Raw genomic sequence first — 22276 nt, 5'->3', positions numbered from 1 at the left:
TTGATTATTTCGAGTGATCTTTTAGCCATTTGCTAACGAAAGGATAAATCTCTTTCTGCGCATAGCGGCCTGTACATACCGACACGTGACCTGTTGGTACTTCGTGAAGTGTGTTTACTTTACTTGAAACTTGTTTGTTTAGCGCCTTAATTTGCTCTGGCTGTACGATATTATCGCGTGTTGCGCAGATATTTAATAAGTTCGCCTTAATATTTGAAAGCTTCACTTCTTGACCGCGAACGGCTAGTTCACCTTTAACGAGTTTATTTTCTTGATAGAAGTCGCGAATCCACTGACGATAAGCTTCCCCTGGGAACGGTACGCCATCGTTTAACCATTTTTGCATGAGCTTCCACGTTAACACGGCATTGTCGTTTTCGATACGACTTGCAAGACCAACATATGTGCCAAGCGAGTTAGAGATTGGGCTTAATAAGCGATTTCCATAGTCAATCATTTCAAATGGAATATTACCAAGTGTATCAACCATTTTATCTAATTGGAATGTGTCTTTGTTTAACCAGTTCGTATAAAGACCAGCGTCTTCAAAGTCTGTTGGTGACGTCATTAAAACAAGATTTTTAATCGGTAAAATGTCATTATAAAGCGATGTGAAAATCGTCGACATCGTACCACCCATGCAGTACCCATAAATTGTTAGTTCCTTTGCGCCTGAATCTTTTAATACTTTTTTCACTGCGCGTGGGATGTAGTCTACGATATAATCGTCAATTTTCATATGACGATCCTCGTGACCGGCTGTACCCCAATCAAGTAAGTACACATCATGGCCATCGTTTACTAAGTACTCAATTAAGCTATTTCCTGGGTATAAATCTAAAATATATGAGCGATTAATTAATGCGTAGATGAATAAAATTGGCACTTTATTCGTCTTTTTCGCATGTGGTGCATAATGGTATAATTTTGACTTGTTTTTTGTCCAAATAACTTCTTTCGGCGTTTGACCTACTTGCGGGTCTGATTCCGTTGTTACAACCTCTGTAAAACGTTTAATCTTCTCTAAATCCTGTGGCAACACGGCTTCTTCTGGTAATTTCATCGCTTCGATCCATTGTTCGAACGACGCTGTTGGTACTCCATTACTCACAACAAAACCTCCAATATCAAAATAAGTAGTATGTTTCAGTATCCTTTAGCGGAAAAGTAAAGGATATCCAAATGGCTTCATTTATTCTAGGAGTGGCTCTATGTTGATGAAAATGTAACACATTCGTTTAGGAATATTATTTTTTCGTCTGTGGCGTGTTTTTTGCAGCAGGTGTTGCCGCTGTTTTCACTTGTGCATTCGGTGCTGGTGTCAGAGGCTTTTGCGGCGCCGCCTTTGGTGTTGGCGTTGCCGCTGCTTTTGCCTCTACTTGCTTCGTTAATAACTCAATGACCGTATCTAATTTCTTATCTAGACGGTTCACCGTTGTTTTTAACTGCTTAATTTCTTTTGCGTGGCTATCATGTGCATCCTCTTGTACGTCTAATTGATCTTCTAAATCAATTAACTTCGACTCTACATTAATAACAAGTGAAGCAATGCTCGCAATTTCGTCGCGTGATGGGACGTTTACTTGTTTTAAATAAGATTCTGTCATGCCATTCACAAGCCCTTGATATTGTAAATATTGCTTTTGTACTTGCCCTAACCCTTCTGCGAATGCGGGTTGTTCAAGTGTTGATTGAATCGAGTCGCGGAATGCGCTCTCTGTACGGTCGTACATCTCTTTCCAGATACCGAACGCATCAAATGTTTGATTCGTCACGTAAATTCCTCCTCTATCAATAAAATCGTTTTACATTTTTCACTTTACCATAATCTTCAATTATTTCAATTAATTTTACTGTTTGGAAAAAGTTTTTTGAAATGCTTGACACAAAATGCACATAGGTGTAAATTACACTTATAAGTAATTTGAAGATAGGTGATAGCAATGAATTCGAAAAAACCACAAATGGGCGCACCAAAAAACATTTTAGTGCCCATCATCTTGCTCCATTTGCGTGATATTAACGCTTATGGATATGAGCTAATGGAAAAGCTGACAACATTCGGTGTTGATTCTGTCGACCGAGGAAATTTTTATCGTATTTTACGACAGCTTGAAAAAGATGAGCTTGTCACTTCCGAGTGGAATACGGAGGAAAATGGTCCAGCGAAGCGTATTTACGCCATTACTGAAGAAGGTCTGAGCTACTTAGACTTGTGGGCCGGTTCATTTGGCGAATACCAAAAACTCTTAACGAACTTCTTCAAATTGTACAATCCGTTTCTTTTCCCTAGCACGCCAGCTAGTAAAAAGACGGATGAAGCGGATGACACCAACGACTAGCAGCCAAGACTCCCCGCTCATGCTTTAAAAAAACATGACCACTATTAGGGAGGAAATTTAACATGGCAAACGAACTATTAACAAAAAGCGTAGATCTTATTTGGGACAACTGGTTAAACAGTGTAAAGGCAATCAATACGGTGCAAGAAGATGCAGAAAAACGCGCAGTAGAAGCATTCGCTGCACAAAAATCAGCATTCGATCAAGCACTTACTTCTTATAAGAATGTCGAAGAAAAATCAAACCAAGCGATTAAAGATTGGCAAAAACAAGTGACTTCTTCATTTGAAGCATTCACAACACCTGCACAGTCTGCACAATTGTCTACGTGGATCGATACGTTAAAAGAAGCAACAGAGCAAGCGCAAGAATTATCTTGGAAACCGAACCACGCTGTCGTGGATTACATCCGTAATGCGCAAACAGAATGGGAAAAAGCAATCAACACAACGCTTTCTGAGCAAAAATCAGAGCGCCAAAAAGCATTAGCAAACATTGAAGATTTAACAGCGAAACTAAAAGAAAATCACAAGTCTTTACTTGATTCAATTCCTGCCGTTCCAGTTGTAAAATAATGAATGTAAGAGTCTGTTGTGGTACAGACTCTTTTTATTTCCATCTATTATATAACCGCGATAAAGAGTAGATTCTATTCTTTATCGCGTTTTTTTGTCGTTTGAGAAGATATTTCATTGTCAGAAAAGTCAAAAGACCAAAAAGACCAAAAAAACCATTATGACCACAATATTCACAAGCACAGAAATTCGTACTACATTAGGTCTTGTAAGCGTTTTATTAACTACATACAAAGGGGTGTACGTATGAAAAGATTCAACTTACGTAACTTAACGGTTCAAGTTGTGCTGGCCATTATCCTAGGGATTATCGTAGGGGCGATTTTTCCAAGTTTTGGCGCACAGCTGAAAATTTTAGCAGATATCTTTATTAAATTGATCAAAATGCTTATTGCACCAATTATCTTCCTAACGGTAGTGACGGGTATTGGTAGCATGGGTGATATGAAAAAAGTCGGCAGTATCGGCTTAAAGGCACTTATTTATTTCGAAGTGATGTCTACGATTTCACTTGCGATTGGCTTTATCGTAGTCCATATTATTAAACCAGGTGTTGGTGTTAATACAGATGCACTTAAATCAAGTGGTGCAGATATTAGTGAATATACAAAGGCTGCTGCAAGTCAAGATCATGGTATTCAAGCATTCGTTATGAGTGTGTTACCAGAAAACTTCTTTGGAGCAATTGCGAACGGTGAGTTACTACCAGTGCTTGTCTGTGCGGTATTCTTCGGCCTTGCAGCCGCTTCTATCGGTGATCCAGTGAAACAAGTTATTACATTATGCGAGCAAGCCTCTCAAATTTTCTTCAAAATTGTTGGGATGGTAATGAAATTCTCACCACTTGCTGCATTTGGTGCAATGGCCTATACAATCGGCAACTTCGGTATGGGTTCATTATGGAACTTAGGAAAATTAATGCTTGGCGTATACATTACAATGGCATTATTCGTTATCGTCATTTTAGGTCTCGTATTACGATATGCCGCAAACGTCAATATTTTCAAATTCCTGAGCTATATTAAAAATGAATTATTAATTGTTTTAGGGACTTCTTCATCTGAATCTGCCCTACCACTCATTATGAAAAAATTAGAACGCTTCGGCTGTTCAAAACAAGTTGTCGGTCTTGTTGTACCAACAGGTTATTCGTTTAACTTAGATGGTACCGCCATTTATTTATCAATGGCCGCAATGTTTATCGCACAAGTATATGATGTACATCTATCCATTTGGCAACAACTTTATTTACTACTGATTTTAATGGTGACTTCTAAAGGGGCTGCTGGTGTAACCGGCTCTGGCTTTATTACCCTTGCTGCAACACTTGCCGCATTCCCAATGATTCCAGTCGCAGGGATTGCCCTTTTAATTGGTGTTGACCGCTTCATGTCAGAAGCACGTGCCATTACAAATATTATCGGTAACTCGGTAGCAACCGTTGTTGTTGCGAAATGGGAAAACGAATACGATCCGAAACAGCATGATGTCCTCGTCGCTGAATTAAAAGAAGAAAAGCGCTTGCGTCACGAACATGCTTAAGTTATAAATGGTCTTGCAAACATTGCAGGACCATTTTTTTGTTCGCAAAAAATCGTCAGATGCCCAAGGAGCGGCTTTTGGCTACGACATATTTTTTAATAAGTGTCATTCATATGTGTATGCACCTATAAATGTAATAAGCATTTGATTGAATGACGAAAAAACATATAGAATTACTAAAGCTAAGCAGATAACTACTATTAGTTTGTACAAGTCATTTGTAAAAACAGGCATATTTCGGTCCTCTAGCGGGGGTTTTTTGCGTATTTTAAGGCATAAAAGGGACATTTTCACACATAGCAAGCTGCATAAATGAGCTACACAGTACGGATTGTCGTTTTTTGAATAAATAATGTGAGATGCTCGTTCGTATAGTATTTCAAGCGCTCTAAAACGGTACTTTTTTATGCAAAATGAACCCTTAGAGACCCCTTTCTAGCGTAAAATGCCCTTTTTCGGGCGTTGAAAATAATAATGATTTTTGACGATGGCGTGGAATAACAGTTTTTGTTGACAGATTACGCGGTATCGTTAGTAAACGTTTTAAATTTTACCGGACCATTGTCCTGAATTGGCACATATTTTTAAGTATGTCGTAGCCAAAACCCGCTTCCTGAAGATTTCGTCCATTTCAAATGAAGCAAATAAAAAAGAGGATGGAAAAATCCATCCTCTTTTTAGCGACAAATGAGTCTTGCACGAATGAGTGCTACGGTAGTATCGCAAATGAGCGTACCGGAAATCCTGTTGCTTTATCAGGTTTTGCGACGATATTGAATATGACCGCGCCTTTAGCGGGTAATTGATCTAAATTCGTCAACAACTCAATCTGATAAGCATCTTGCTGTAACACATAAAGCTCTGCCTTGAGCGCTTTATTTTTATAAAATTCTTCACTTGAATCCGTATCAAATGTTTCATGACCGACTGCGCGAATGTGTCGCTCTTCAAATAAGAAACGGAGTGCTTCAACAGACCATCCTGGCGTATGAGCCACATCGTCTGCATCCTTATTATTAAATGCCTCGCTATCATCAATGCGCTTTGACCAATCGGTACGTAGTGCGACAAATGAGCCGCTATCGATTTCCCCGTACTGTTCCTCAAATGACAGGATTTCACGTACGGTAATCGTAAAATCAGGATTTTTTGCGACGTCTGTTGAAACGTCGATGACAACGAGCGGTAAGACAAGCTCTTTTAACGTAATATCATTTAAATAGCGGCCGCCTTCAACAAAATGAACTGGCGCATCAATATGCGTGCCATATTGTCCTGCAAAGGTAAATTGTTGTGCGAAAAAGCCTGCTGAATAATCGAATAACGTTTTCTTCTCAAGCGGCGAGAAGGCATTGAAGCGGGGGGTATCGGCACTAAAGCTATGCGTTAAATCCACCCATGTACGCTCCTTTAAAAGTGATAGTGCCTGTTGAATCGATTGCTGTGTGGTTGTCATACCTCATCTCCCTTTCGATTTAAGTAACAAAAAAACCTCTTCTCGATAAGAAGAGGTTGGTGTCGAATGGGATGCCGTTCTCTTCTCATCTTTTAGCAAATGATGCTACAGGAATTAGCACAGTACGAAATGTCTGTTGCTGCGTCTTCAATGGGCCAGTCCCTCCAACGCTCTTGATAAGAAAGTGATTTAGTTGTTGATACTTATATTAAAGTAATCCGCTAGGAATTGCAAGTATTATTTTGAAATTTCTGAAAAACGCGTTACTACTGCTTTATATTCCGCTTCGATGCGCGCAAATAATTCCGCCACAGTAGGCACATCATCAATCAAGCCAATGACCTGTCCAGCAAAGGCCATACCATTCTCCTCACCATCATGGATTAACCGGCGATTCGCTTGCCCGCTAATATGTTCCTTTAATGCCTCATAGGTCGGTGTCTGTTGCTCAATGGCTAAAATTTCATCCGCAAAAGCATTATGAATAACACGTGCAGGACCACCAATCGAACGTTTAACGACGACAGTATTTTGCTCTGTGCTATCGAGTAACAGTTGCTTGTAATAGTCCGAAGCATCGACACATTCCTTTGTAGCAATAAAACGCGTGCCCATTTCAATACCCTCCGCACCGAGCGCAAGTCCTGCCGCAAGACCACGACCATCCGCTAAACCACCTGAAGCAATAACAGGAATCGAAACCGAATCAACGACGCGTGGTGTAAGGACCGTTGTGCCTAAGTCATCACGTCCTAAATGGCCGCCGCCTTCTTGACCTACGACGATGACGGCATCGGCGCCAAGCTCCTCTGCCTTTTGTGCTTGGCGCACACCCGCCACAAGTACGAGCTTTTTAATACCCGTTCCTTCTAGCATCGCTAAAACCGTAGCGGGATTTCCACCTGTAATGGATACAACCGGCACTTTCTCGTCAATCGCTACTTGTATAAACGCCTCATAACCTGTTCCGTGCATCCCCATCGCAAAATTGACACCAAAAGGCTTATCCGTCAGTGAACGCGTACGCTTAATTTCACGTCGCAGTGCTTCCGGATTAGGTAAACTTAACGCCGTAACCTGACCTAATCCGCCCGCATTTGAAACCGCAGCCGCTAAATCAGCATAGGCCAGATAGGCTAGGCCGCCTTGAATAATCGGTAGTTGAATTCCAAAAAGCTCTGTAATCCGTGTGTTCATCGTCATTCCTCCATTTCAAAATACAAGTGGTAATGCCCCTCACAACGAGGGTTCCATGCAGCGTGACAATGTGGACATGTATCATGTGCTAAATAGGTCGCAATCGACAATTCTTCATGACAACGCCCACAAAGAATTGCCTTTTCATCCCACTCCATTTTTGTCCATCGCGTAATCGGGTGATCTGCTTCCTCCTCATGACATTGATAGCATGGATAATATGTATGACAGCATTTCATTTTGATAGCGATAATATCCTTTGCTGTATGATAGTGGACGCAGCGTGTTTGCTCATCTACAAGTTGACCACGAAGATTCATAATTGTCACTCCTTATAATAATAATACAATGATTGATACAAATATTGGAAATAAAATGCAATAACCATCCTTTTTTTGAAAAGCAAGAAGATGAAAATGTGTTCGATTAAACCCCTGTCGAAATCCGCGTGCTTCAATCGCAATGCTTAAACGTTCTGCTCGTGTAATGAGTGCTAAGAGTAGCGGAATCACTTGTTGCACTGGGCTATACAACCGTTGTCTAAACCGTTTTATTGTGATGCCTCTCGCCTGTTGACTTAGACGAATCCGTTCCCATTCTTCGATAATTAATGGGAAAAAGCGTAATGCCAGAACAATCATTAATGCCCATTGGCCAACAGGAATACGCCATTTTTCAAGAGGGCGCAACATTGTTTCAAGTCCAAGTGCAAGCTCAAGTGGTTTGGTAGTCGCTGTTAATAAAACGCCACTTAAAATCATCATTAAAAGCTTAAGGACATAATGTAGGCCCATTAAAAATCCTGCTAAATAGGTTATACCTGAAAACATACTATGATAAAGCAACGTCAGCAATAAAATTAGAAGTAATGGGCGTATTGAATGTAGCGCATAGCTAAAAGGGATTTGTGCAAAATGATATAACAAGCCGACTACGAATGCCGAAAAAACAAGTTGTATCCACTCGTGAATTTGGGTGAAACCGATTAATAGAAAGCTTAACCCTATTATTTTAGTCCGTGGATCAAGACGATGTAGAATGGACGTGCGTGCTACATATTGAATAACTTGTTCCATTAGGTATCGCCTCTTTCATAATTTGGATGAGTGCGGGCATTGAACGTGCGCGTGGCAGCGGAGATTGTAAGCGTTGTTCTATTAAGTGAAACATCGCAATAGGTGGTGGAAAATAAACTCCTTTTCGTTTTGGAACCTCAAAGAAAAATTGCTCCGTTTCAAACAGTTGAGGGGCTTCATCTTTAGCCATCAACAAAACATCATCTGCAAAAGTTAACACATCCGTTAATTCATGAGTAATCGCAAGAATCGTATGTCCTTGCTGTTGCCATTTTTTTCAAAATCGACAGCACTAGTGCGCGTTGCACTGGATCAAGTCCAGCTGTTGGTTCATCTGCTAGCAAAATAGTTGGCTCCATCATAAATACAAGAGCAAGTGCTAACCGCTTTTTTTGTCCCCCACTAAGTTGATAAGGCAACATCGGTAAAATAGATGCATCTAGCTGTACAAGATTTAACACTTCCGCTATCTTTGCATCTGTTTTTTCACGAGACCATCCAAAATGACGTGGAGCGAAACGTAATTCTTTCTCAACCGTTGACTCGAAAAATTGTTGATCTGCATGTTGGAATAAAAAACCTATTTTCCCGTCTAGATGAATATATCCTTGCTGTATCGGTATAAATTGTTGAATGGCTTGCAATAGCGTTGATTTCCCTGCTCCGTTTTCTCCTACTATCGCCGTCCATTTATTGTCAGAAAATTGAAATGAAGCATCGCGTAAAATAACATGTGATGAACGCTCTAGTGTAACATTCTTTAAAGTGATGGCCATATTTGTTTAACACACTCCTCATACGTTTGAATGCAAATCGGTAAATGACACGTTCTTTGAAATTCAATGATAAAAGGCATTGCGTATGTCGGATAATGTGCTGCAAATGTAGGTAAGTCTCCATCAAATACGATACGATGATTTTGCAAGTAACAAACGCGATTTGCAAATAAATATTCTTCAACAATATGCGTCGTCATAACAATTGTATAGCGTTTTTTTAATGTTTTTAGTAGCGTGTAAAAATCACTACGTGCATGGGAATCTAACATAGCGGTCACTTCATCTAATAGTAAAATTTTCGGGCGCATCGCTAGCACAGCTGCTAATGCAACACGTTGTTTTTCGCCACCAGAAAGCGTCATTGGATGGCGTTCTATAGCCCAGCGCATACCAACCTCATCTAATGCCTGATAAGCGCGGGCAGTCATTTCCTCGCGTGGCACTTGTAAATTTTCTAATCCAAAAATAACTTCATCCATGACTGACGTCGTAATAAACTGATCATCAGGATGCTGAAAGACAATCCCGATTTCCCCTGGCTTAACTGGATTACCTTCATACAGTATTTTCCCAGATTGTGGCGTTAAAAGGCCTGCAAGTAACGATAGGACCGTTGACTTCCCGCTCCCGTTCGCTCCGAGTAGGACGAGACAATCTTGCTCGTAAACGGTGAAGCAGAGATTCTCGATACCATGCCCTGGCGTATGATAGTATGTAGTGTTTTCAACGGTTAACACGGGGACCACCTCACCATGTGTGCAGCATAGCGCGTATACTTCTCACCATTCACGCCAAAAACTTGACCTGTAAAAAAATCTGTCCGTGCAACTAATTTTTTAACAAAGTAGGCTACATCGTCTGCTGACCCCACACGCCAAAAATCAGGGAACGGAATTTGTTGCTGTTCACTTTTCTGTTTATAGTAGGCAATTACAGGACGCGTCATATCAGTTAAAGCAGCAGGGGCAATCGCATTGACACGAATTTTTTCTGGTTTCCACTCTGCTGCTAACGTATAGGTCATCATTGTTAGAGCGCCCTTTGCTGCGCTATAGTTTAATTGTCCTCGTGAACCGAATAAACCAGCTGTTGAAGTCATAACAAGCACGTCACTCATTGGCTTTAATAACGGTTGTAAGGCGGTTGTGATAAGGAAAAAACTCGTCACATGCACATGAAAAACATGATTAAAGTCTTTTAATGTCATATTAGTCGCACGTTTATCTTTAGTATTTCCTGCACAATGAATAATTGCCGTTAATGTATCTGTATAGTGATTAATTTGTCGTAGCATCTCTTGAATTTCCAGTTCATTTGAAAAATCTGCAGCTAGACAGAGCGCTTGTGGAAATAAATCACGAAGGGGAGCAATCGATTGTTCAGATGATCCATGTAAAATTAAAGGCTCCTGCGAAAACTGTTTTGCAAGAGCGAAGCCGATGCCACGCGTAGCACCTGTAATAAAAATCATTCTGTCATTCCTCCTCAAATACTACATGCAAAACGAGTTGTTCTGCATTATAAGCGTGTATTTCTTTTTTTGTTAATCGTACAGTAATCACTGATGGAATAGGCACTGGATAGACAAATTGACATCGCATTGTTGTTGGATAAACCTCATAACGCTGTTGCCATGCGCCTTCTGCAAGTGCCATTAATAACATACCATGTGCAATTGGCTGCTCAAATCCTAGTTGTTGAGCGAAGGTTGCATCATGATGTAAGGCATTATCATCACCACTTAACGCCGAAAATGCTTGAACTTTTTGACGTGTAATTAGCCATTCCATATTTAATTATCCTTTCATCAATGTCATGACAACGGTTGCTACAACCTGTTTATTACGTGAGAGCGCAACCGTTAATTGACAGACAGTTTTTCCTTTTGACGTAATGCTTAAATGCTTATCTGTAATCGTCCAGTTATAAAATGTATCTGCATATAATGAAGTCATTTTTTCACATTGCTGTGATAAATGGATCCACCCTGTCGGAAATGCTTCTCCTAGTATGGTTGGTAATATACTTAACGGAATTTCTTTAGATAAAGGCATCCCCATTAAACGTTGATATCCTTGCACTTGTGAGAGGGAGGCATGCCATTCGTTCATCGCGTCACCAACATCGAGAGCCCCATCCCACCGCCAATTCCAAGAGTAGCAAGCCCACGTTGTCCTTTTTTTAATTCATGAACGAGACGCGTAATTAAAATAGCGCCCGATGCCCCGTATGGGTGACCAAGTGCCAATGCGCCTCCCCCAATATTGACAAGATGTTGTGGAATCTTTAATTGTTGGAGACAAGCAAGTACTTGTGAAGCAAACGCTTCATTAAACTCGACAATATCAATATCTGTCACTTGTAACTGCTGACGGGCGAGTAGTTTTTGTGTTGCTGGTACTGGACCCATTCCTAAAATATCCGGCATGACACCAGCTGCCGTAGCATCTACAATGGTCGCATAGGCGGTCAATTTATAATGTAGGCATGCCTCGTGTGACATTAACATAACAATTGCCGCTCCATCATTTAGGGGACAAGCATTCCCAGCAGTTACGGTGCCTTCTGGAAGAAAAACAGGATGTAAATGTGCTAATTTTTCAACTGAGGTATCCGCACGTGGACATTCATCAGTCATAACGCCTTGTAGTGGTAAAATCTCTTTGTTAAAGCGACCCGTTCGTTGACTCGTCACTGCTTTTTGATGACTTGAAAAGGCGTAATAGTCCTGTGCTTCTCGCGTAATTTGATAACGTGCTGCAACTTCTTCGGCAGCTATGCCCATATCAGGGTCTCCGTAAGCAGCAGGGGTAAAAGGAGCCCGCGTATAGAGCGTAGGCATTGCCCCAGGTCTTGTCGGTTGAACCATTTTCCAAGGAGCGCGACTAACACTTTCTACACCACCTGCTAAAATTATTTGTGCTTGTCCACTTTTTATTGCTTCAAAGCCACGCATAATGGCTTCTAGTCCAGAACCACATTGCCTGTCAATTGTGACACCGGGAACGGTTACAGGAAACCCTGCTTGTAATAGGCTCACACGTGCTACGTTACCGCCAGGTCCTACTACATTCCCTATCATTACATCGTCAACTAATGAAGCATCGCCTACCGTATCTTTGATAGCCTGCTTTAATAACGGAGCAACTAAATCACTTGGCTCAAGGGTATGAAATTGCCCCCCGGCCCGCCCAATTGGTGTACGTTTTGCCCAAACAATCACAACTTCTGACATAGAAATGCCTCCTTCATTTTTTGACGTGCGATTTTTCCACTCGTCGTATAATAAAATCGAGGGACGGTCACGATTTCTCGAGGAAATTTATAGACTGCTAAATAGCGCGTACAATAATGTTTTAACGCATCATATGTCAGTGGCTGGTGGCTCCACTGAATCAAGGCCACCACTTTCTCTCCCCAATAGCGATCCTCTAGCCCACAAACCATCACTTCCTCAATCGCCAGATGGTTAGATAATAACTGCTCAATCTCTTCTGGAAAAATATTTAAACCACCAGAAATAATACGATTTTTTGCCCTACCTTTAATGGTAAGATAGCCTGTTTCATCCACCGTTACAATATCTCCTACCTTTAGCCAGCCATTATGAAAAATTTCAGCAGTAGCCTTTGGATTGTCTACATAACCACTAAAAATCATAGGGCTTTTAATATAGAGAAGCCCTTCCTCAACTTCACGAAAGGCTTCATCACGAATTGTATAATCAACCGTAGGAAAGAAGCGGCCAACCGTATCAGGCTTTGTTCCGTCAGAATAGCTAATATAACTTGCTTCAGAGGAACCAAAAAATTCATATTGCGCAGTATGTGGAAAAATCTTCGCCAGTCGTTTTTTGGAATCATCTTGCCATTTTGCACCAGAACTAACAATGGCATCAATCGTAGCTTGAAGACCGGTCTGTACCATTGCTTCAAGCATTGTGGGTACGACAAATAGCGCGGTATTCGGATATTTTTGACACGTCGTAAGAACCTGTTTGGCATTAAATTTAGTTTGTAAATGAATGGTCTTTCCTTCAACAAATGCTTGCATCGCCGCAAATAGTGTCATCGAGTGTACAAGAGGCCCAGGGGCACAGTAATGCTTCGTATTTTCAAGAGAAAAAGCTTTCGCTGTTACACGAAAGCTTTCCATCCAAGAGAGATGCGTCCGTTTATAGGCTTTCGGCATGCCTGTTGTACCCGAAGTAAACCCGACAAAAAGAGATGATGCTTCTCGTAATTCGTATGTATCATTTGGTTGTTCATTTAATGGAGCGGTAATAATACAGTCTAACAAATGATTTTTGAGAATTTCTTGTTTCTCATGCGCACTCCATTTCGGATCGAGTAGATAAGGTACTACCCCTGCAGCAACTGCACCTAAAAATGTTTTAAGAAAGTCATAACCATTGGGCATATCAAGTGCAACCTTTTTCTGCTGTGAACATTGAAATGTATGTGCTATTTGTGCGATATCTCGCTGTAATGTCTGATAATCAATTTTTTTATCCCCCATTACGATAGCGATGTTTTCTTTAGGTTGTCCCAAAATAGGTGTTATACAATGCATATCATCCCTCCTTTTTAATGATTAATGCGTTCGTACGACGTGTCGTAAAGCAACGGTATTAATTGGACTAACAGCTTTTAGTTGGACAGCGACAACCGCAGCAAGTACGGCTTTTATACAGTCACCTGGTAAAAATGCTAAGCCACCCATTAATGCCCCAACAATTGATGTATGTGTAATCATTGCCATAATAGGTGCGCCAACAATATTAATGAAAAGCACCCCGAATACAAGCGTAACTCCAATAACTTTCCAAAGATTTAATGTCGACCATGCCTTTTCAGTGAAATATCCGATGAAAAAGGCGGCGAATGGCCAACTCAAAATATAACCGATTGATGGGCCCATTAACGCGCCAATTCCGCCACGTCCGCCCGATAGTAATGGTAGGCCAAGTGCAACGAGTACAATAAATAGCACCATACTAATTGTCCCTATTTTTTTACCAAGGAAACACCCTGCTAAAATTACGCCAAATGTTTGAAGTGTAATCGGTACTGGAATAAAACCAAGCGGAATTGGTGGAATCATTCCTAATACCCCTAGTAATGCCGCGAATAACGCCGCGTAAACCATTTCTTTTGTTGTCATTTTCCTATCCCCTTTGCAAGAATCTAAAGTAATCATACAAGGTATTGCATTTTTAGTAAACATAAAATTTTAAATGGTTAACTCAAATAAATGCAAAAAGTAGCGAAATAGCGAAAATAGACTAGATAAGTCAACATAAAATAATACAAAGTTAACTAAACTGAAAAATTTAGCTATTTTCATATGCGATATATTGCATAAACCAATAAAAAATACCCGTCATTTTAACGGTAATATGCTAATAGAAAACGCTTACAAGCTAACTGAGGTAAATTGTCAGAAAATTATAGAAAATTCAATATTGACGGACAATTAAATTCTTTCTATACTAAAAACACTTAAAACAAGCGCTACTTACTTCTTAAAAGAAACGTAGTCGAAGGGAAATGATTTTATGAAAGATTTTTTTAGTAAACTTCTTACAGGCATGAGCCTTGGGATTGTTGTTTGTTTAATCCCTAACGCCCTTGTCGGAGAAATTTTAAAACTGATTATCGCACATTATCCAAACGTTCCTATCCTTCCAACGATTTTAAATATATCAGTGCTCGCAATGAGCTGCTTACCACTTGTTATCGGCGTGATGGTCGGTATCCAATTTAAATTAACACCGATTCAAATGTGTTCAATCGGCCTTGCTACAATGGTTGGTTCTGGTGTTGTAAGCTTTACAGATGACGGTATGAAAATGGCCGGTATCGGCGTTGTAATCAATATCGGGATTACCGCTGCACTTGCTACGGTATTCGTTCAATTCCTAGGTACAAAACTAAAAGAATGGACGCTGCTGGCGATGCCTGCACTATCAATGTTTATTCCAGGGTTTATCGGTATGATCATCTTGCCATATGTTAAAAATGGTGCTGACTATGTCGGTGTCGGTATTGAATATGTAACAGAGCTACAACCAATCTTAATGGGTGCTTTGCTTGCGATGATTTTCTCTATTTTAATCTTATCGCCGATTTCAACAATTGGTGTCGCAACGGTTATTATGCTGTCAGGTATCGGCGCTGGTGCCGCAAATCTTGGTGTCTGTGCATCAGGCGTTGGGATGGCGATTGCATCGTACCGTGCGAATAACTTCGGTACAGCACTTGCTCATATCGCTTCGGCAAAAATTCAAATGCGTAACTTCTTTATGAAACCAAAAATTGCCTTTCCAGCCATTCTAACAGCAGGTATTTTAGGTGCACTTGCTGGCGTCTTCCGAATCGTCGGTGACCCATACTCAGCAGGCTTTGGCCTTGCGGGCTTCGTTGGTCCATTAAAGTATTTATCACTTGAAGGCTGGACAAGCTATAATGTCATTGTGACAGTTATGCTATTCATCGTTTTACCAGTCGTATTAAATTTAACATTCCTAAAAATCTTTGATAAAAAGCTAAATTGGATTAAATCAGAAGATTATAAAGTTGATTTTGAATAATAAAAAGCTAGCGCACAGGGCGCTAGCTTTTTTGGTGGTTTATTTTGCGGTTGCTGTTACGTGAACGCGATTGCCATCTAAACGTGCATAATAGTTCCCTTTTTTCACATTAAACGTAAAGATACGCGTTTTTTCGCCTTTTTTCAATGTCATTTTTTTAACAAGTTCATCATGGGCATTGTATAACTTAAACGTTTGGTCTTCACTACTTGTGTATTCATCAGAAAGTGTAAATTGCATTTTCATCTCTTTATCCGCAATAAATGTAAATTTATTACGTACACCATCACTACTAGAAAATGGTTTATTCAATTCAAGTGTTGGAGATAAGAAATAACGAAGTGCCACGTGCTGACCGATTGATGGCCTTGCTGATTTTAACGAAACCCGATAGGTTCCATTTGGTGCAAAAAGCGCAAAACGATAAGCAGATAGCTTTTTCGCTGTATATGTTTGTCCGGTTTGTTCATTTTTCAATTCAAGGGCATTGATAACTTCAAGTGTATCGAAAACTTTTCGATAATCAGAAGGTAATGCTAAAAATTGAATATATTGATTCGTTGTTAACTGCATCGGTACACTCGGTTGATTTGTTTGATAAATTGGCACTTTTGCTACATTTACTCGATCAAATTCTCTTAGAGCGGGTGTAAGTGTACGCATGGTCTCTACATTGTACGTACGGCGCTGTATTTTGAAATGATAACGGTCATTCGGTTGGCCTTTCACCGCTATATAATGCGTTCCTTTTTCTAAATAGCGTAATTCTTTTCCGCCTAACTGCTGAGAAATATTGAGCTTATTAGGTGTGGATGCAGCAAATATTGTATAAGAGTTTATATCGTTATTACCAGCAAATGTATAATTACCTGCTGATTCTGTTAAATTGACTTTAAAATAAGCATATCCTTTATCATCAAATGCCCCATCTTGAACTTCTAGTAATTTGATGTCTTGATAAACAGCTTCTGCATCCACTTCATTGAAAGTGATATTTTTCCCTATTAGCGTAAAGCCTTCTGTCATGGCTTCTTGTAAGTTCGTTAAATTTGCAGTAGCTTCATAGCTGTTCATAATATTCTTAATAAAACGGAATGTTGATAAACTATTATTTATTTCTTTAGTTGCAGAATCTGTATATAAATTCACTTTAGGGTAATCTGGGTCTTGGGATGCTTTTAAAATGGTATTCGCCGCCTGTAGCTGTTTGGTTGCAGCGTCTATATAGTCTTGTAATTGTGCTTTAATCGCTAATTCGTCTTTTTGAGAAACAATTCGTTTATAATCATAATTTAAAAAGGATGTCCCTGTTTTAAGATAAGCAATATTTAATAGTGCTCCAAGTAATTTGCCCTCTTTATACAAGTTCCCTTCATATTCCCCATCCAATAATGCACCATCTTCATAATATAAATCGAATTGTTTATACGTGTCTTTGATACGTTGTTGTAGTAGTATATGTGTTTCTTCCGCCGCTCCGTCTAGTTGCTTTGTGATTGAATCTATTTCCTCTAGTTGTTTTTTTATTGTATATGGAATATTTAATGGCGTTTCATATTTAGCAGACCCTACATCATCATACTCGGTATGGCCATAATCATCATAAATACGTCCTTTTTTATTGTCTAAATAACTAAGTATTTCTGCAACCTTTTCCTTTAGCAATGTAGCAACGGCTTCATTAGATTGCTGGCCGATTTGCATTTTTAAAGCCGTTGCTTCTTGTATTTTATCTTCGTATTTTTTGGTTACTAAATAATAGTGATGAATACCATCTTTATAGTAACGGTCACCTTTTTCACCTGTAAATAATTTGTGCTTATAATATAACTTGTCATCTATCGTTACATATTTACTAGATGGTTTCCCTGCTACATATACCTTGCCGTTATAATAGAAGGGTAAATAACCATATTCCCCGTCTCCAGCTACCCCATTTTTAAATAAATAAGTTTCACCCTTATACATAGCTTTTTTATATCCAGTAGCTAATTTCCCATTAATAAATAGTCTTAAATAGCTGCTCGTCGGTTCGTCGTAGGGTTGATATTGATAACTACTTAACACATAATTCCCTTTATAAGGTTTTCCATTATCATAAAGTTTAGGTTCTTCCTTATCAGAAGGTCCATCATTTTTCAACTCGATATAATGCGATAAAATTCCATCTTTGAAAATAAGGTCTATCCCTGTTTGTGACTCTTGTTTGTAAGTGCCTTTAATTAAAACCCCATCTTTAAATGCATATTTATAATCTTTTGTGATATAAAGTCCTTTTTCAATTATCCCATTTCGATATAGTTTCATATTTGGGGCTTTCCCATATTTGATACGCCCTGTCGTTAGCTTTCCGTCTTTATATAATTTTTCTTTATATACTCGATAGCCTTTTACAATTTTTCCGTTAGTTCTATAAACAAGTGTATTCTTTTTTAGTTTGAATTTTGAAGTTAGATTGGCTCCGGTTTCTGCAGAAGCAGGAAGTGCACTGATAGCTGAGGTAATCAGTGCGGCACTTAATGATAATGTAATGATTTTCTTCATAATAGTACTCCTTTTTTGAATAGTTACTGGTAGATATATGTGCTTTTTTGCTTATCAATACAACTATTATGCCTTTTCACACCTTCTTTTAACATGGGTAAAAAGATTTAAAATAGTGTTTTTGTATTTATTTTCCAAATGATGATATCTATACTATAAAAAAAGCTAGCGCCCGGTGCGCTAGCTTTTTTGGTGGTTTATTTTGCGGTTGCTGACATCTTAAATGATGATAATCTCAAATAATATTTTCCTTTTTTAATAGTGTACGTAAAGTTTCTCATTGAATTCATATTATCTGAAGTGACTTTTTTAATTAAATTAAAATGCTCATCATATAAATAAAAATATGCGCTATAACCATTTTGCATATGCATTAAATCAAAAGTGAATTTTGTATCCTTTTCCATCACAATAACATTATTAGTAGTCGTGACATCTTTACTGTTAAAAAGAGAAATCGGTGTATATGTTACCCAATTTAAAACACCGCCTTTACCGTAGACATTCTCAGGTGGCGTATACGTTAATGTATATTTCCCCTTTGGCAACTCTATAAAAAAACGTCCATAATTATTTTTTTCCTTCACCACATATACTTTACCAGTGGCATCATTTGTCAGCATCATCTCTGTAATGTTTTTAAAATCTCTTGACCGTCTTGCATCATAAACATTAAATGAAATATTTTCGTTGTTTGTTATCTCAATAGGAATACGTACTTGTTTCTTTTTGAAATAAGGCAAATCAATTGGAGTAGTTTGTTGATCATTAACTTGCCATACAGCCTGCTTATTATAATTAAAATCATATTGTGCTAATTCAAACTCATATGATTGCTTTGGCTTTCCTCGAACGACTATATAGTGGGTGCCTTGAGTTAAATATAAATTCTCTTTATCTTTTGATTTAAGCGCTGGCAGTGTCGGTAAGGTCTGAACATTTTTACTTATCCATACATTCGTTTTTTCATTTGCAATCGCATAGTTCGTATTAAGCTTATAGACGCCTTCTTCATCTTGTAAATTCATTTGGAAGTATGCAAAGCCATGCTCATCAAATTCGCCACTAAAGGCTTTATTTAAAGATAATGTCTGATACGCTGCCTGAGTATCTATATCCTCCAGTGCAACATTTAATTCAAGTGCTTTTCCGGCTTCTTTCATTTTTTGCTGAAGCGGCATCAAGTCGATTGAAAGATGATAGGTTTTAATCATATCTTCAATAAAGCGATATTCATCAACACTATTTTCAAGTGTCATTTGAGCTTCTCTTATACTTGCTTGTGCGTTTGGATAGACAGGATTTTTATGTTCTGTCGCAATCGCATGTGTTGCCACTACTTGTGTAAGCAGTTTTTCAAGTAGTTCATTCGTAAGACTTTCTTTATCTTCTGCTTTCTCAATCTCGTCCTTGTATGCATATGTAGCACGTCTATAGTTTTCTTCAGCTATACTAAGTTCATGATTGATTGCCGAGTCAATCAATTTTCCCTCTTTATAATAGTTCCCTTCATATTCACCATCTAGAAGTGCACCATTTTCGTAATGTAAATTTTGAAGGGTATAAACACTTTTTATGCCTTTTTCAATGGCTGCTTGGGCATGGTGCGCATTTGGTACTCCTTGAAGACGCGTTTTAATATTTTGTAAATCTTCAAGTAGTTGTTTTTGTGCATATTCGTCATAAGGATAGAAATCATCGTAGGATAGTTCAGGCGGATTTTCTGAAATGAGTTTTCTACCGTAACCATCCTCGATTTTTTTAATATTTTTAGTTAAAATGTCCACAAGCTTTGATACTTCTTCATTCCAGTTAGTGGCATCTTCCTGTAACTGCTGAATAATCTCTAATTGATCTAAATACGTTTTTAATGTTACGTAATAAAGAAATTTCCCGTTATCATACATTTCACTGTCTCTTGTTTCGTCAGATGAAAACGGATAGACACCTGTATAGGGCTTATGATTAATATAAAACGTATCTTTAATGTTAATAGGTTTATCGTATACTTTACCATTAAGATAAGCTTTCCCGTTATAAAATGCAGTTGCTAGCTTACCATCTTCAAATAAATACGTTTCACCATTTTTACCGTATGTCCCCTTATGTAAGCCCTTTGCTAAATGGCCATCGATATACAATGAAAGAAATTCGTAATCAAACAGATAATCTAGCATAACAAATTTTCCTTTTTTCAATGTATTTCCGTCATATAATTTATCATCTTTTTCAATATGAAGATCATTTATCAACAGCCCATTTTTATAAATTGTAGCTGTCCCTATATTGTAAAAAGACTGTATTCCTTGTGCTAATACCCCATTTTTAAAGAAGTATTTTCGGTTTTTCGTTATATATACGCCTCTTTGAAGGATACCATCTTTATATAACTTCATATTAGGGAATTTCCCGTATTTAACACGCCCTGTCGTTAGTTTTCCGTCTTTATATAAGTTTTTTTGGTATACTTGATATCCTTTCACGAGTTTTCCTGTAGATAATTCAACAAGTGTATTATTTTTAATCGTAAACTTTGTATTGACATTCGTTTCATTTTTTACGAATGTTCGAATATTTATATCGGACGCAACAATACTATAGCGCCCCTTTCTCAATGTATAAGTAAAAGTACGAGAATGTTGATTTTTCTGAAGATGCACACGTTTAACTAAGTTATGCTAATCATCATAAATAGAGAATCTTTGTCCATATCTATCTTTCTTGCTTTTAAATAGTGTGAACTGAATTTTTGTATCCTTTTTCAAATTGAGTGTAAGTGTATTAAATGGTGTATTGTCCGTTGAAGTAGTTGTATTTAATGGAAGATGTTCACCTAATGTATAACTCATGCGAGCTTTACCAATAAAAGGATTTTCGATAAATTCATCGGTCATAGACAATGAAACTTTATACGTACCATTTGGCGCATTAGATGAAAACGTATAATTTGAAATCTTTTTCGCGGTATATGTTTTTCCTGTTGCTACATTTTTTAATACTAATGCTTTGATATTATCTTTACGCCCACCACTATAGAAACGAATATGTTTATCCTCAGTTAATTTTAATGTAGCACTTACTTGGCGATTTGCATAAAAGGGGAAGTAGCTAACATTTTTAGTATCATGTCCATCTGATACGGTATCTGTATTAGCCGGCCATTCTTTATCCATATCAAATATACGCTCTGCAAATTTAAAATGATATGTTGTATTAGGAAGTCCCTTTACTTTTACATAATAGGTACCTTTCTTTAGCATGCGTAGCTTAGAAGCGGCTTGGAATTCTGCGTTTTCGAGTTGTGCTTGATCGGTCGTAATGGCGGTTTCATATGTACGGGTCTTATCGCCCACAAGTCGGTAATAACCTTCTTGTTCAATTGTAAGGGCAAAATAAGCTTCCCCTTTTTCGTTAAACTGGTCATCTTTTACTTCCGCTAACTTCATAGGGATGGAAGTTTCGCTCGGGTTCGTAATGGTGGTTTCTGCAGAAGCAGGAAGTGCACTGACAGCTGAGGTAATCAGTGCAGCACTTAATGATAATGTAATGATTTTCTTCATAATAGTACTCCTTTTTTTAAATAGTTACTGGTAGAAATATATGCTTTTTTACTTATCAATACAACTATTATGCCTTTTTACACCTTCTTTTTATATGGGTAAAAAGGTTTGAAATAGTGTTTTTATATTCATTTTGCCAATGATGCTATAAAAAAGTTATCACTTACCACATTAACTTTTTAATACAATTTAAAATGAGGTGAGTGCATGAAAGATTTTCAGACGATTGTATCGCAATTAGCAGAACAGCTTTATACCGCTTATAATATGGTGCTGACAGCTATTTGTGAGGAGCCGCAAAATGCTGCATATGGTGCGGGTGCATTTCAAATCGCTTCAATGACTGTTCGTTTTAGAGTGGCGAAGCAGACACCGAAAAAAAGCGGTCAATTTGTCACGTTTTAGGAAAAAGATAGCCACAATAGAAACCAAGCCTTTTCCTATGAGGAGGCACCTGATTTACTTGTTATAACAACGTTTAAAGATGAACATCGATATGGGCAATTCATCTTTCCAAAAAAAGTACTTCTGAAACAAAATATACTAAGAACGGATTCAAATCCGGGGAAATTGGCAATTGCCTTATTTTGTTGATTTATGCAACGTAACACAG

21 protein-coding genes, 1 pseudogene and 1 riboswitch are annotated in these 22276 nt (G+C 38.4%); of the genes and pseudogenes, 5 read left to right on the top strand and 17 right to left on the bottom strand.

Annotated elements, in window-relative coordinates; genetic code table 11:
* Positions 1 to 4 precede the first annotated feature (4 nt).
* Positions 5 to 1111: a class III poly(R)-hydroxyalkanoic acid synthase subunit PhaC gene (phaC, locus tag KTHG_RS05645; protein WP_255512393.1), complete on the bottom strand. Its 1107-nt coding sequence runs from the start codon at positions 1109 to 1111 to the stop codon at positions 5 to 7.
* Between the two features lie 136 nt (positions 1112 to 1247).
* Positions 1248 to 1775, bottom strand: coding sequence for a polyhydroxyalkanoate biosynthesis repressor PhaR (locus KTHG_RS05640; RefSeq protein ID WP_139992095.1), 528 nt, complete (start codon positions 1773 to 1775; stop codon positions 1248 to 1250).
* 168 nt (positions 1776 to 1943) lie between these two features.
* Between KTHG_RS05640 and phaQ the strand changes: the two genes are divergently transcribed.
* From phaQ to KTHG_RS05625, 3 genes are all read left to right on the top strand, one after another.
* Positions 1944 to 2342, top strand: coding sequence for a poly-beta-hydroxybutyrate-responsive repressor (gene phaQ / locus KTHG_RS05635; RefSeq protein ID WP_126990065.1), 399 nt, complete (start codon positions 1944 to 1946; stop codon positions 2340 to 2342).
* 62 nt (positions 2343 to 2404) lie between these two features.
* Positions 2405 to 2917 carry a PhaP protein gene (locus tag KTHG_RS05630; protein ID WP_126990064.1) on the top strand — a complete coding sequence of 171 codons (513 nt, stop codon included), beginning with the start codon at positions 2405 to 2407 and terminating at the stop codon, positions 2915 to 2917.
* Positions 2918 to 3163: 246 nt separating this feature from the next.
* Positions 3164 to 4459, top strand: a complete 1296-nt coding sequence (locus tag KTHG_RS05625; protein WP_139992093.1) for a dicarboxylate/amino acid:cation symporter — start codon at positions 3164 to 3166, stop codon at positions 4457 to 4459.
* A 709-nt stretch (positions 4460 to 5168) separates the two neighbouring features.
* Here KTHG_RS05625 and KTHG_RS05620 read toward each other — a convergent pair.
* The 12 genes from KTHG_RS05620 to KTHG_RS05565 form a co-directional block, all read right to left on the bottom strand.
* Positions 5169 to 5915: a cyclase family protein gene (locus KTHG_RS05620; protein ID WP_139992091.1), complete on the bottom strand. Its 747-nt coding sequence runs from the start codon at positions 5913 to 5915 to the stop codon at positions 5169 to 5171.
* Between the two features lie 82 nt (positions 5916 to 5997).
* A riboswitch (SAM riboswitch) is annotated at positions 5998 to 6098 on the bottom strand.
* A gap of 54 nt (positions 6099 to 6152) precedes the next feature.
* Positions 6153 to 7118: an NAD(P)H-dependent flavin oxidoreductase gene (locus tag KTHG_RS05615; protein ID WP_139992089.1), complete on the bottom strand. Its 966-nt coding sequence runs from the start codon at positions 7116 to 7118 to the stop codon at positions 6153 to 6155.
* On the bottom strand, positions 7115 to 7432 hold the full coding sequence (locus KTHG_RS05610; RefSeq protein WP_139992087.1) for a CHY zinc finger protein: 318 nt from the start codon (positions 7430 to 7432) through the stop codon (positions 7115 to 7117). The genes KTHG_RS05615 and KTHG_RS05610 overlap by 4 nt, the downstream gene beginning before the upstream one ends.
* A 12-nt stretch (positions 7433 to 7444) precedes the next feature.
* Positions 7445 to 8188 (bottom strand): energy-coupling factor transporter transmembrane component T family protein, encoded by a 744-nt coding sequence (locus KTHG_RS05605; RefSeq protein ID WP_139992085.1) that lies wholly within the window; start codon positions 8186 to 8188, stop codon positions 7445 to 7447.
* Between the two features lie 230 nt (positions 8189 to 8418).
* Positions 8419 to 8964 carry an energy-coupling factor ABC transporter ATP-binding protein gene (locus tag KTHG_RS05600; protein ID WP_139992083.1) on the bottom strand — a complete coding sequence of 182 codons (546 nt, stop codon included), beginning with the start codon at positions 8962 to 8964 and terminating at the stop codon, positions 8419 to 8421.
* Positions 8949 to 9704 carry an energy-coupling factor ABC transporter ATP-binding protein gene (locus KTHG_RS05595; protein ID WP_186439501.1) on the bottom strand — a complete coding sequence of 252 codons (756 nt, stop codon included), beginning with the start codon at positions 9702 to 9704 and terminating at the stop codon, positions 8949 to 8951. Before KTHG_RS05595 ends, KTHG_RS05600 begins: the two co-directional genes overlap by 16 nt.
* The gene (locus tag KTHG_RS05590; RefSeq protein WP_139992079.1) at positions 9698 to 10438 is read right to left on the bottom strand and encodes an SDR family NAD(P)-dependent oxidoreductase; all 741 of its coding nucleotides are present in this window, start codon (positions 10436 to 10438) and stop codon (positions 9698 to 9700) included. Before KTHG_RS05590 ends, KTHG_RS05595 begins: the two co-directional genes overlap by 7 nt.
* Before the next feature lie 4 nt (positions 10439 to 10442).
* Complete coding sequence (locus tag KTHG_RS05585) at positions 10443 to 10757, bottom strand: MaoC family dehydratase (RefSeq protein WP_139992077.1); 315 nt, start codon at positions 10755 to 10757, stop codon at positions 10443 to 10445.
* A gap of 6 nt (positions 10758 to 10763) precedes the next feature.
* Positions 10764 to 11078, bottom strand: a complete 315-nt coding sequence (locus tag KTHG_RS05580; protein ID WP_139992075.1) for a hypothetical protein — start codon at positions 11076 to 11078, stop codon at positions 10764 to 10766.
* The gene (locus tag KTHG_RS05575) at positions 11075 to 12202 is read right to left on the bottom strand and encodes a thiolase family protein (protein ID WP_139992073.1); all 1128 of its coding nucleotides are present in this window, start codon (positions 12200 to 12202) and stop codon (positions 11075 to 11077) included. The genes KTHG_RS05580 and KTHG_RS05575 overlap by 4 nt, the downstream gene beginning before the upstream one ends.
* Positions 12187 to 13539, bottom strand: a complete 1353-nt coding sequence (locus tag KTHG_RS05570) for an AMP-binding protein (protein WP_139992071.1) — start codon at positions 13537 to 13539, stop codon at positions 12187 to 12189. Before KTHG_RS05570 ends, KTHG_RS05575 begins: the two co-directional genes overlap by 16 nt.
* 21 nt (positions 13540 to 13560) lie before the next feature.
* The gene (locus KTHG_RS05565; protein ID WP_126990051.1) at positions 13561 to 14130 is read right to left on the bottom strand and encodes a biotin transporter BioY; all 570 of its coding nucleotides are present in this window, start codon (positions 14128 to 14130) and stop codon (positions 13561 to 13563) included.
* A 394-nt stretch (positions 14131 to 14524) separates the two neighbouring features.
* Between KTHG_RS05565 and KTHG_RS05560 the strand changes: the two genes are divergently transcribed.
* Positions 14525 to 15559, top strand: coding sequence for a PTS sugar transporter subunit IIC (locus tag KTHG_RS05560; protein ID WP_126990050.1), 1035 nt, complete (start codon positions 14525 to 14527; stop codon positions 15557 to 15559).
* Between the two features lie 39 nt (positions 15560 to 15598).
* Here KTHG_RS05560 and KTHG_RS05555 read toward each other — a convergent pair whose 3' ends face one another.
* The 3 genes from KTHG_RS05555 to KTHG_RS05545 form a co-directional block, all read right to left on the bottom strand.
* Positions 15599 to 18103: a hypothetical protein gene (locus KTHG_RS05555; RefSeq protein WP_139992069.1), complete on the bottom strand. Its 2505-nt coding sequence runs from the start codon at positions 18101 to 18103 to the stop codon at positions 15599 to 15601.
* Between the two features lie 197 nt (positions 18104 to 18300).
* A complete protein-coding gene (locus KTHG_RS05550) occupies positions 18301 to 20499 on the bottom strand; it encodes a hypothetical protein (RefSeq protein ID WP_139992066.1) in 2199 nt (732 codons plus the stop codon).
* Between the two features lie 282 nt (positions 20500 to 20781).
* A complete protein-coding gene (locus KTHG_RS05545) occupies positions 20782 to 21663 on the bottom strand; it encodes a hypothetical protein (protein WP_139992065.1) in 882 nt (293 codons plus the stop codon).
* A gap of 207 nt (positions 21664 to 21870) precedes the next feature.
* On the opposite strand from KTHG_RS05545, the pseudogene KTHG_RS05540 reads away from it, so the two are divergent.
* Positions 21871 to 22257 (top strand): annotated as a pseudogene (locus tag KTHG_RS05540) (MepB family protein).
* Positions 22258 to 22276: the final 19 nt, after the last annotated feature.

The sequence above is a fragment of the Kurthia sp. Dielmo genome, from assembly GCF_000307285.2.
GTDB classification, from domain to species: Bacteria; Bacillota; Bacilli; order Bacillales_A; family Planococcaceae; genus Kurthia; species Kurthia populi.
This window is presented reverse-complemented; position numbering and strand designations above follow the sequence as displayed.

What these genes read in the sequence shown, in the direction of transcription:
- phaQ (WP_126990065.1), top strand. Translation starts at nt 1,944, where the DNA reads ATGAATTCGAAAAAACCACAAATGGGCGCACCAAAAAACATTTTAGTG.
- KTHG_RS05630 (WP_126990064.1), top strand. Translation starts at nt 2,405, where the DNA reads ATGGCAAACGAACTATTAACAAAAAGCGTAGATCTTATTTGGGACAAC.
- KTHG_RS05625 (WP_139992093.1), top strand. Translation starts at nt 3,164, where the DNA reads ATGAAAAGATTCAACTTACGTAACTTAACGGTTCAAGTTGTGCTGGCC.
- KTHG_RS05620 (WP_139992091.1), bottom strand. Translation starts at nt 5,915, where the DNA reads ATGACAACCACACAGCAATCGATTCAACAGGCACTATCACTTTTAAAG.
- KTHG_RS05615 (WP_139992089.1), bottom strand. Translation starts at nt 7,118, where the DNA reads ATGACGATGAACACACGGATTACAGAGCTTTTTGGAATTCAACTACCG.
- KTHG_RS05610 (WP_139992087.1), bottom strand. Translation starts at nt 7,432, where the DNA reads ATGAATCTTCGTGGTCAACTTGTAGATGAGCAAACACGCTGCGTCCAC.
- KTHG_RS05605 (WP_139992085.1), bottom strand. Translation starts at nt 8,188, where the DNA reads ATGGAACAAGTTATTCAATATGTAGCACGCACGTCCATTCTACATCGT.
- KTHG_RS05600 (WP_139992083.1), bottom strand. Translation starts at nt 8,964, where the DNA reads ATGGCCATCACTTTAAAGAATGTTACACTAGAGCGTTCATCACATGTT.
- KTHG_RS05590 (WP_139992079.1), bottom strand. Translation starts at nt 10,438, where the DNA reads ATGATTTTTATTACAGGTGCTACGCGTGGCATCGGCTTCGCTCTTGCA.
- KTHG_RS05585 (WP_139992077.1), bottom strand. Translation starts at nt 10,757, where the DNA reads ATGGAATGGCTAATTACACGTCAAAAAGTTCAAGCATTTTCGGCGTTA.
- KTHG_RS05580 (WP_139992075.1), bottom strand. Translation starts at nt 11,078, where the DNA reads ATGAACGAATGGCATGCCTCCCTCTCACAAGTGCAAGGATATCAACGT.
- KTHG_RS05575 (WP_139992073.1), bottom strand. Translation starts at nt 12,202, where the DNA reads ATGTCAGAAGTTGTGATTGTTTGGGCAAAACGTACACCAATTGGGCGG.
- KTHG_RS05570 (WP_139992071.1), bottom strand. Translation starts at nt 13,539, where the DNA reads ATGCATTGTATAACACCTATTTTGGGACAACCTAAAGAAAACATCGCT.
- KTHG_RS05565 (WP_126990051.1), bottom strand. Translation starts at nt 14,130, where the DNA reads ATGACAACAAAAGAAATGGTTTACGCGGCGTTATTCGCGGCATTACTA.
- KTHG_RS05560 (WP_126990050.1), top strand. Translation starts at nt 14,525, where the DNA reads ATGAAAGATTTTTTTAGTAAACTTCTTACAGGCATGAGCCTTGGGATT.
- KTHG_RS05555 (WP_139992069.1), bottom strand. Translation starts at nt 18,103, where the DNA reads ATGAAGAAAATCATTACATTATCATTAAGTGCCGCACTGATTACCTCA.
- KTHG_RS05550 (WP_139992066.1), bottom strand. Translation starts at nt 20,499, where the DNA reads ATGAAGTTATATAAAGATGGTATCCTTCAAAGAGGCGTATATATAACG.
- KTHG_RS05545 (WP_139992065.1), bottom strand. Translation starts at nt 21,663, where the DNA reads ATGAAGAAAATCATTACATTATCATTAAGTGCTGCACTGATTACCTCA.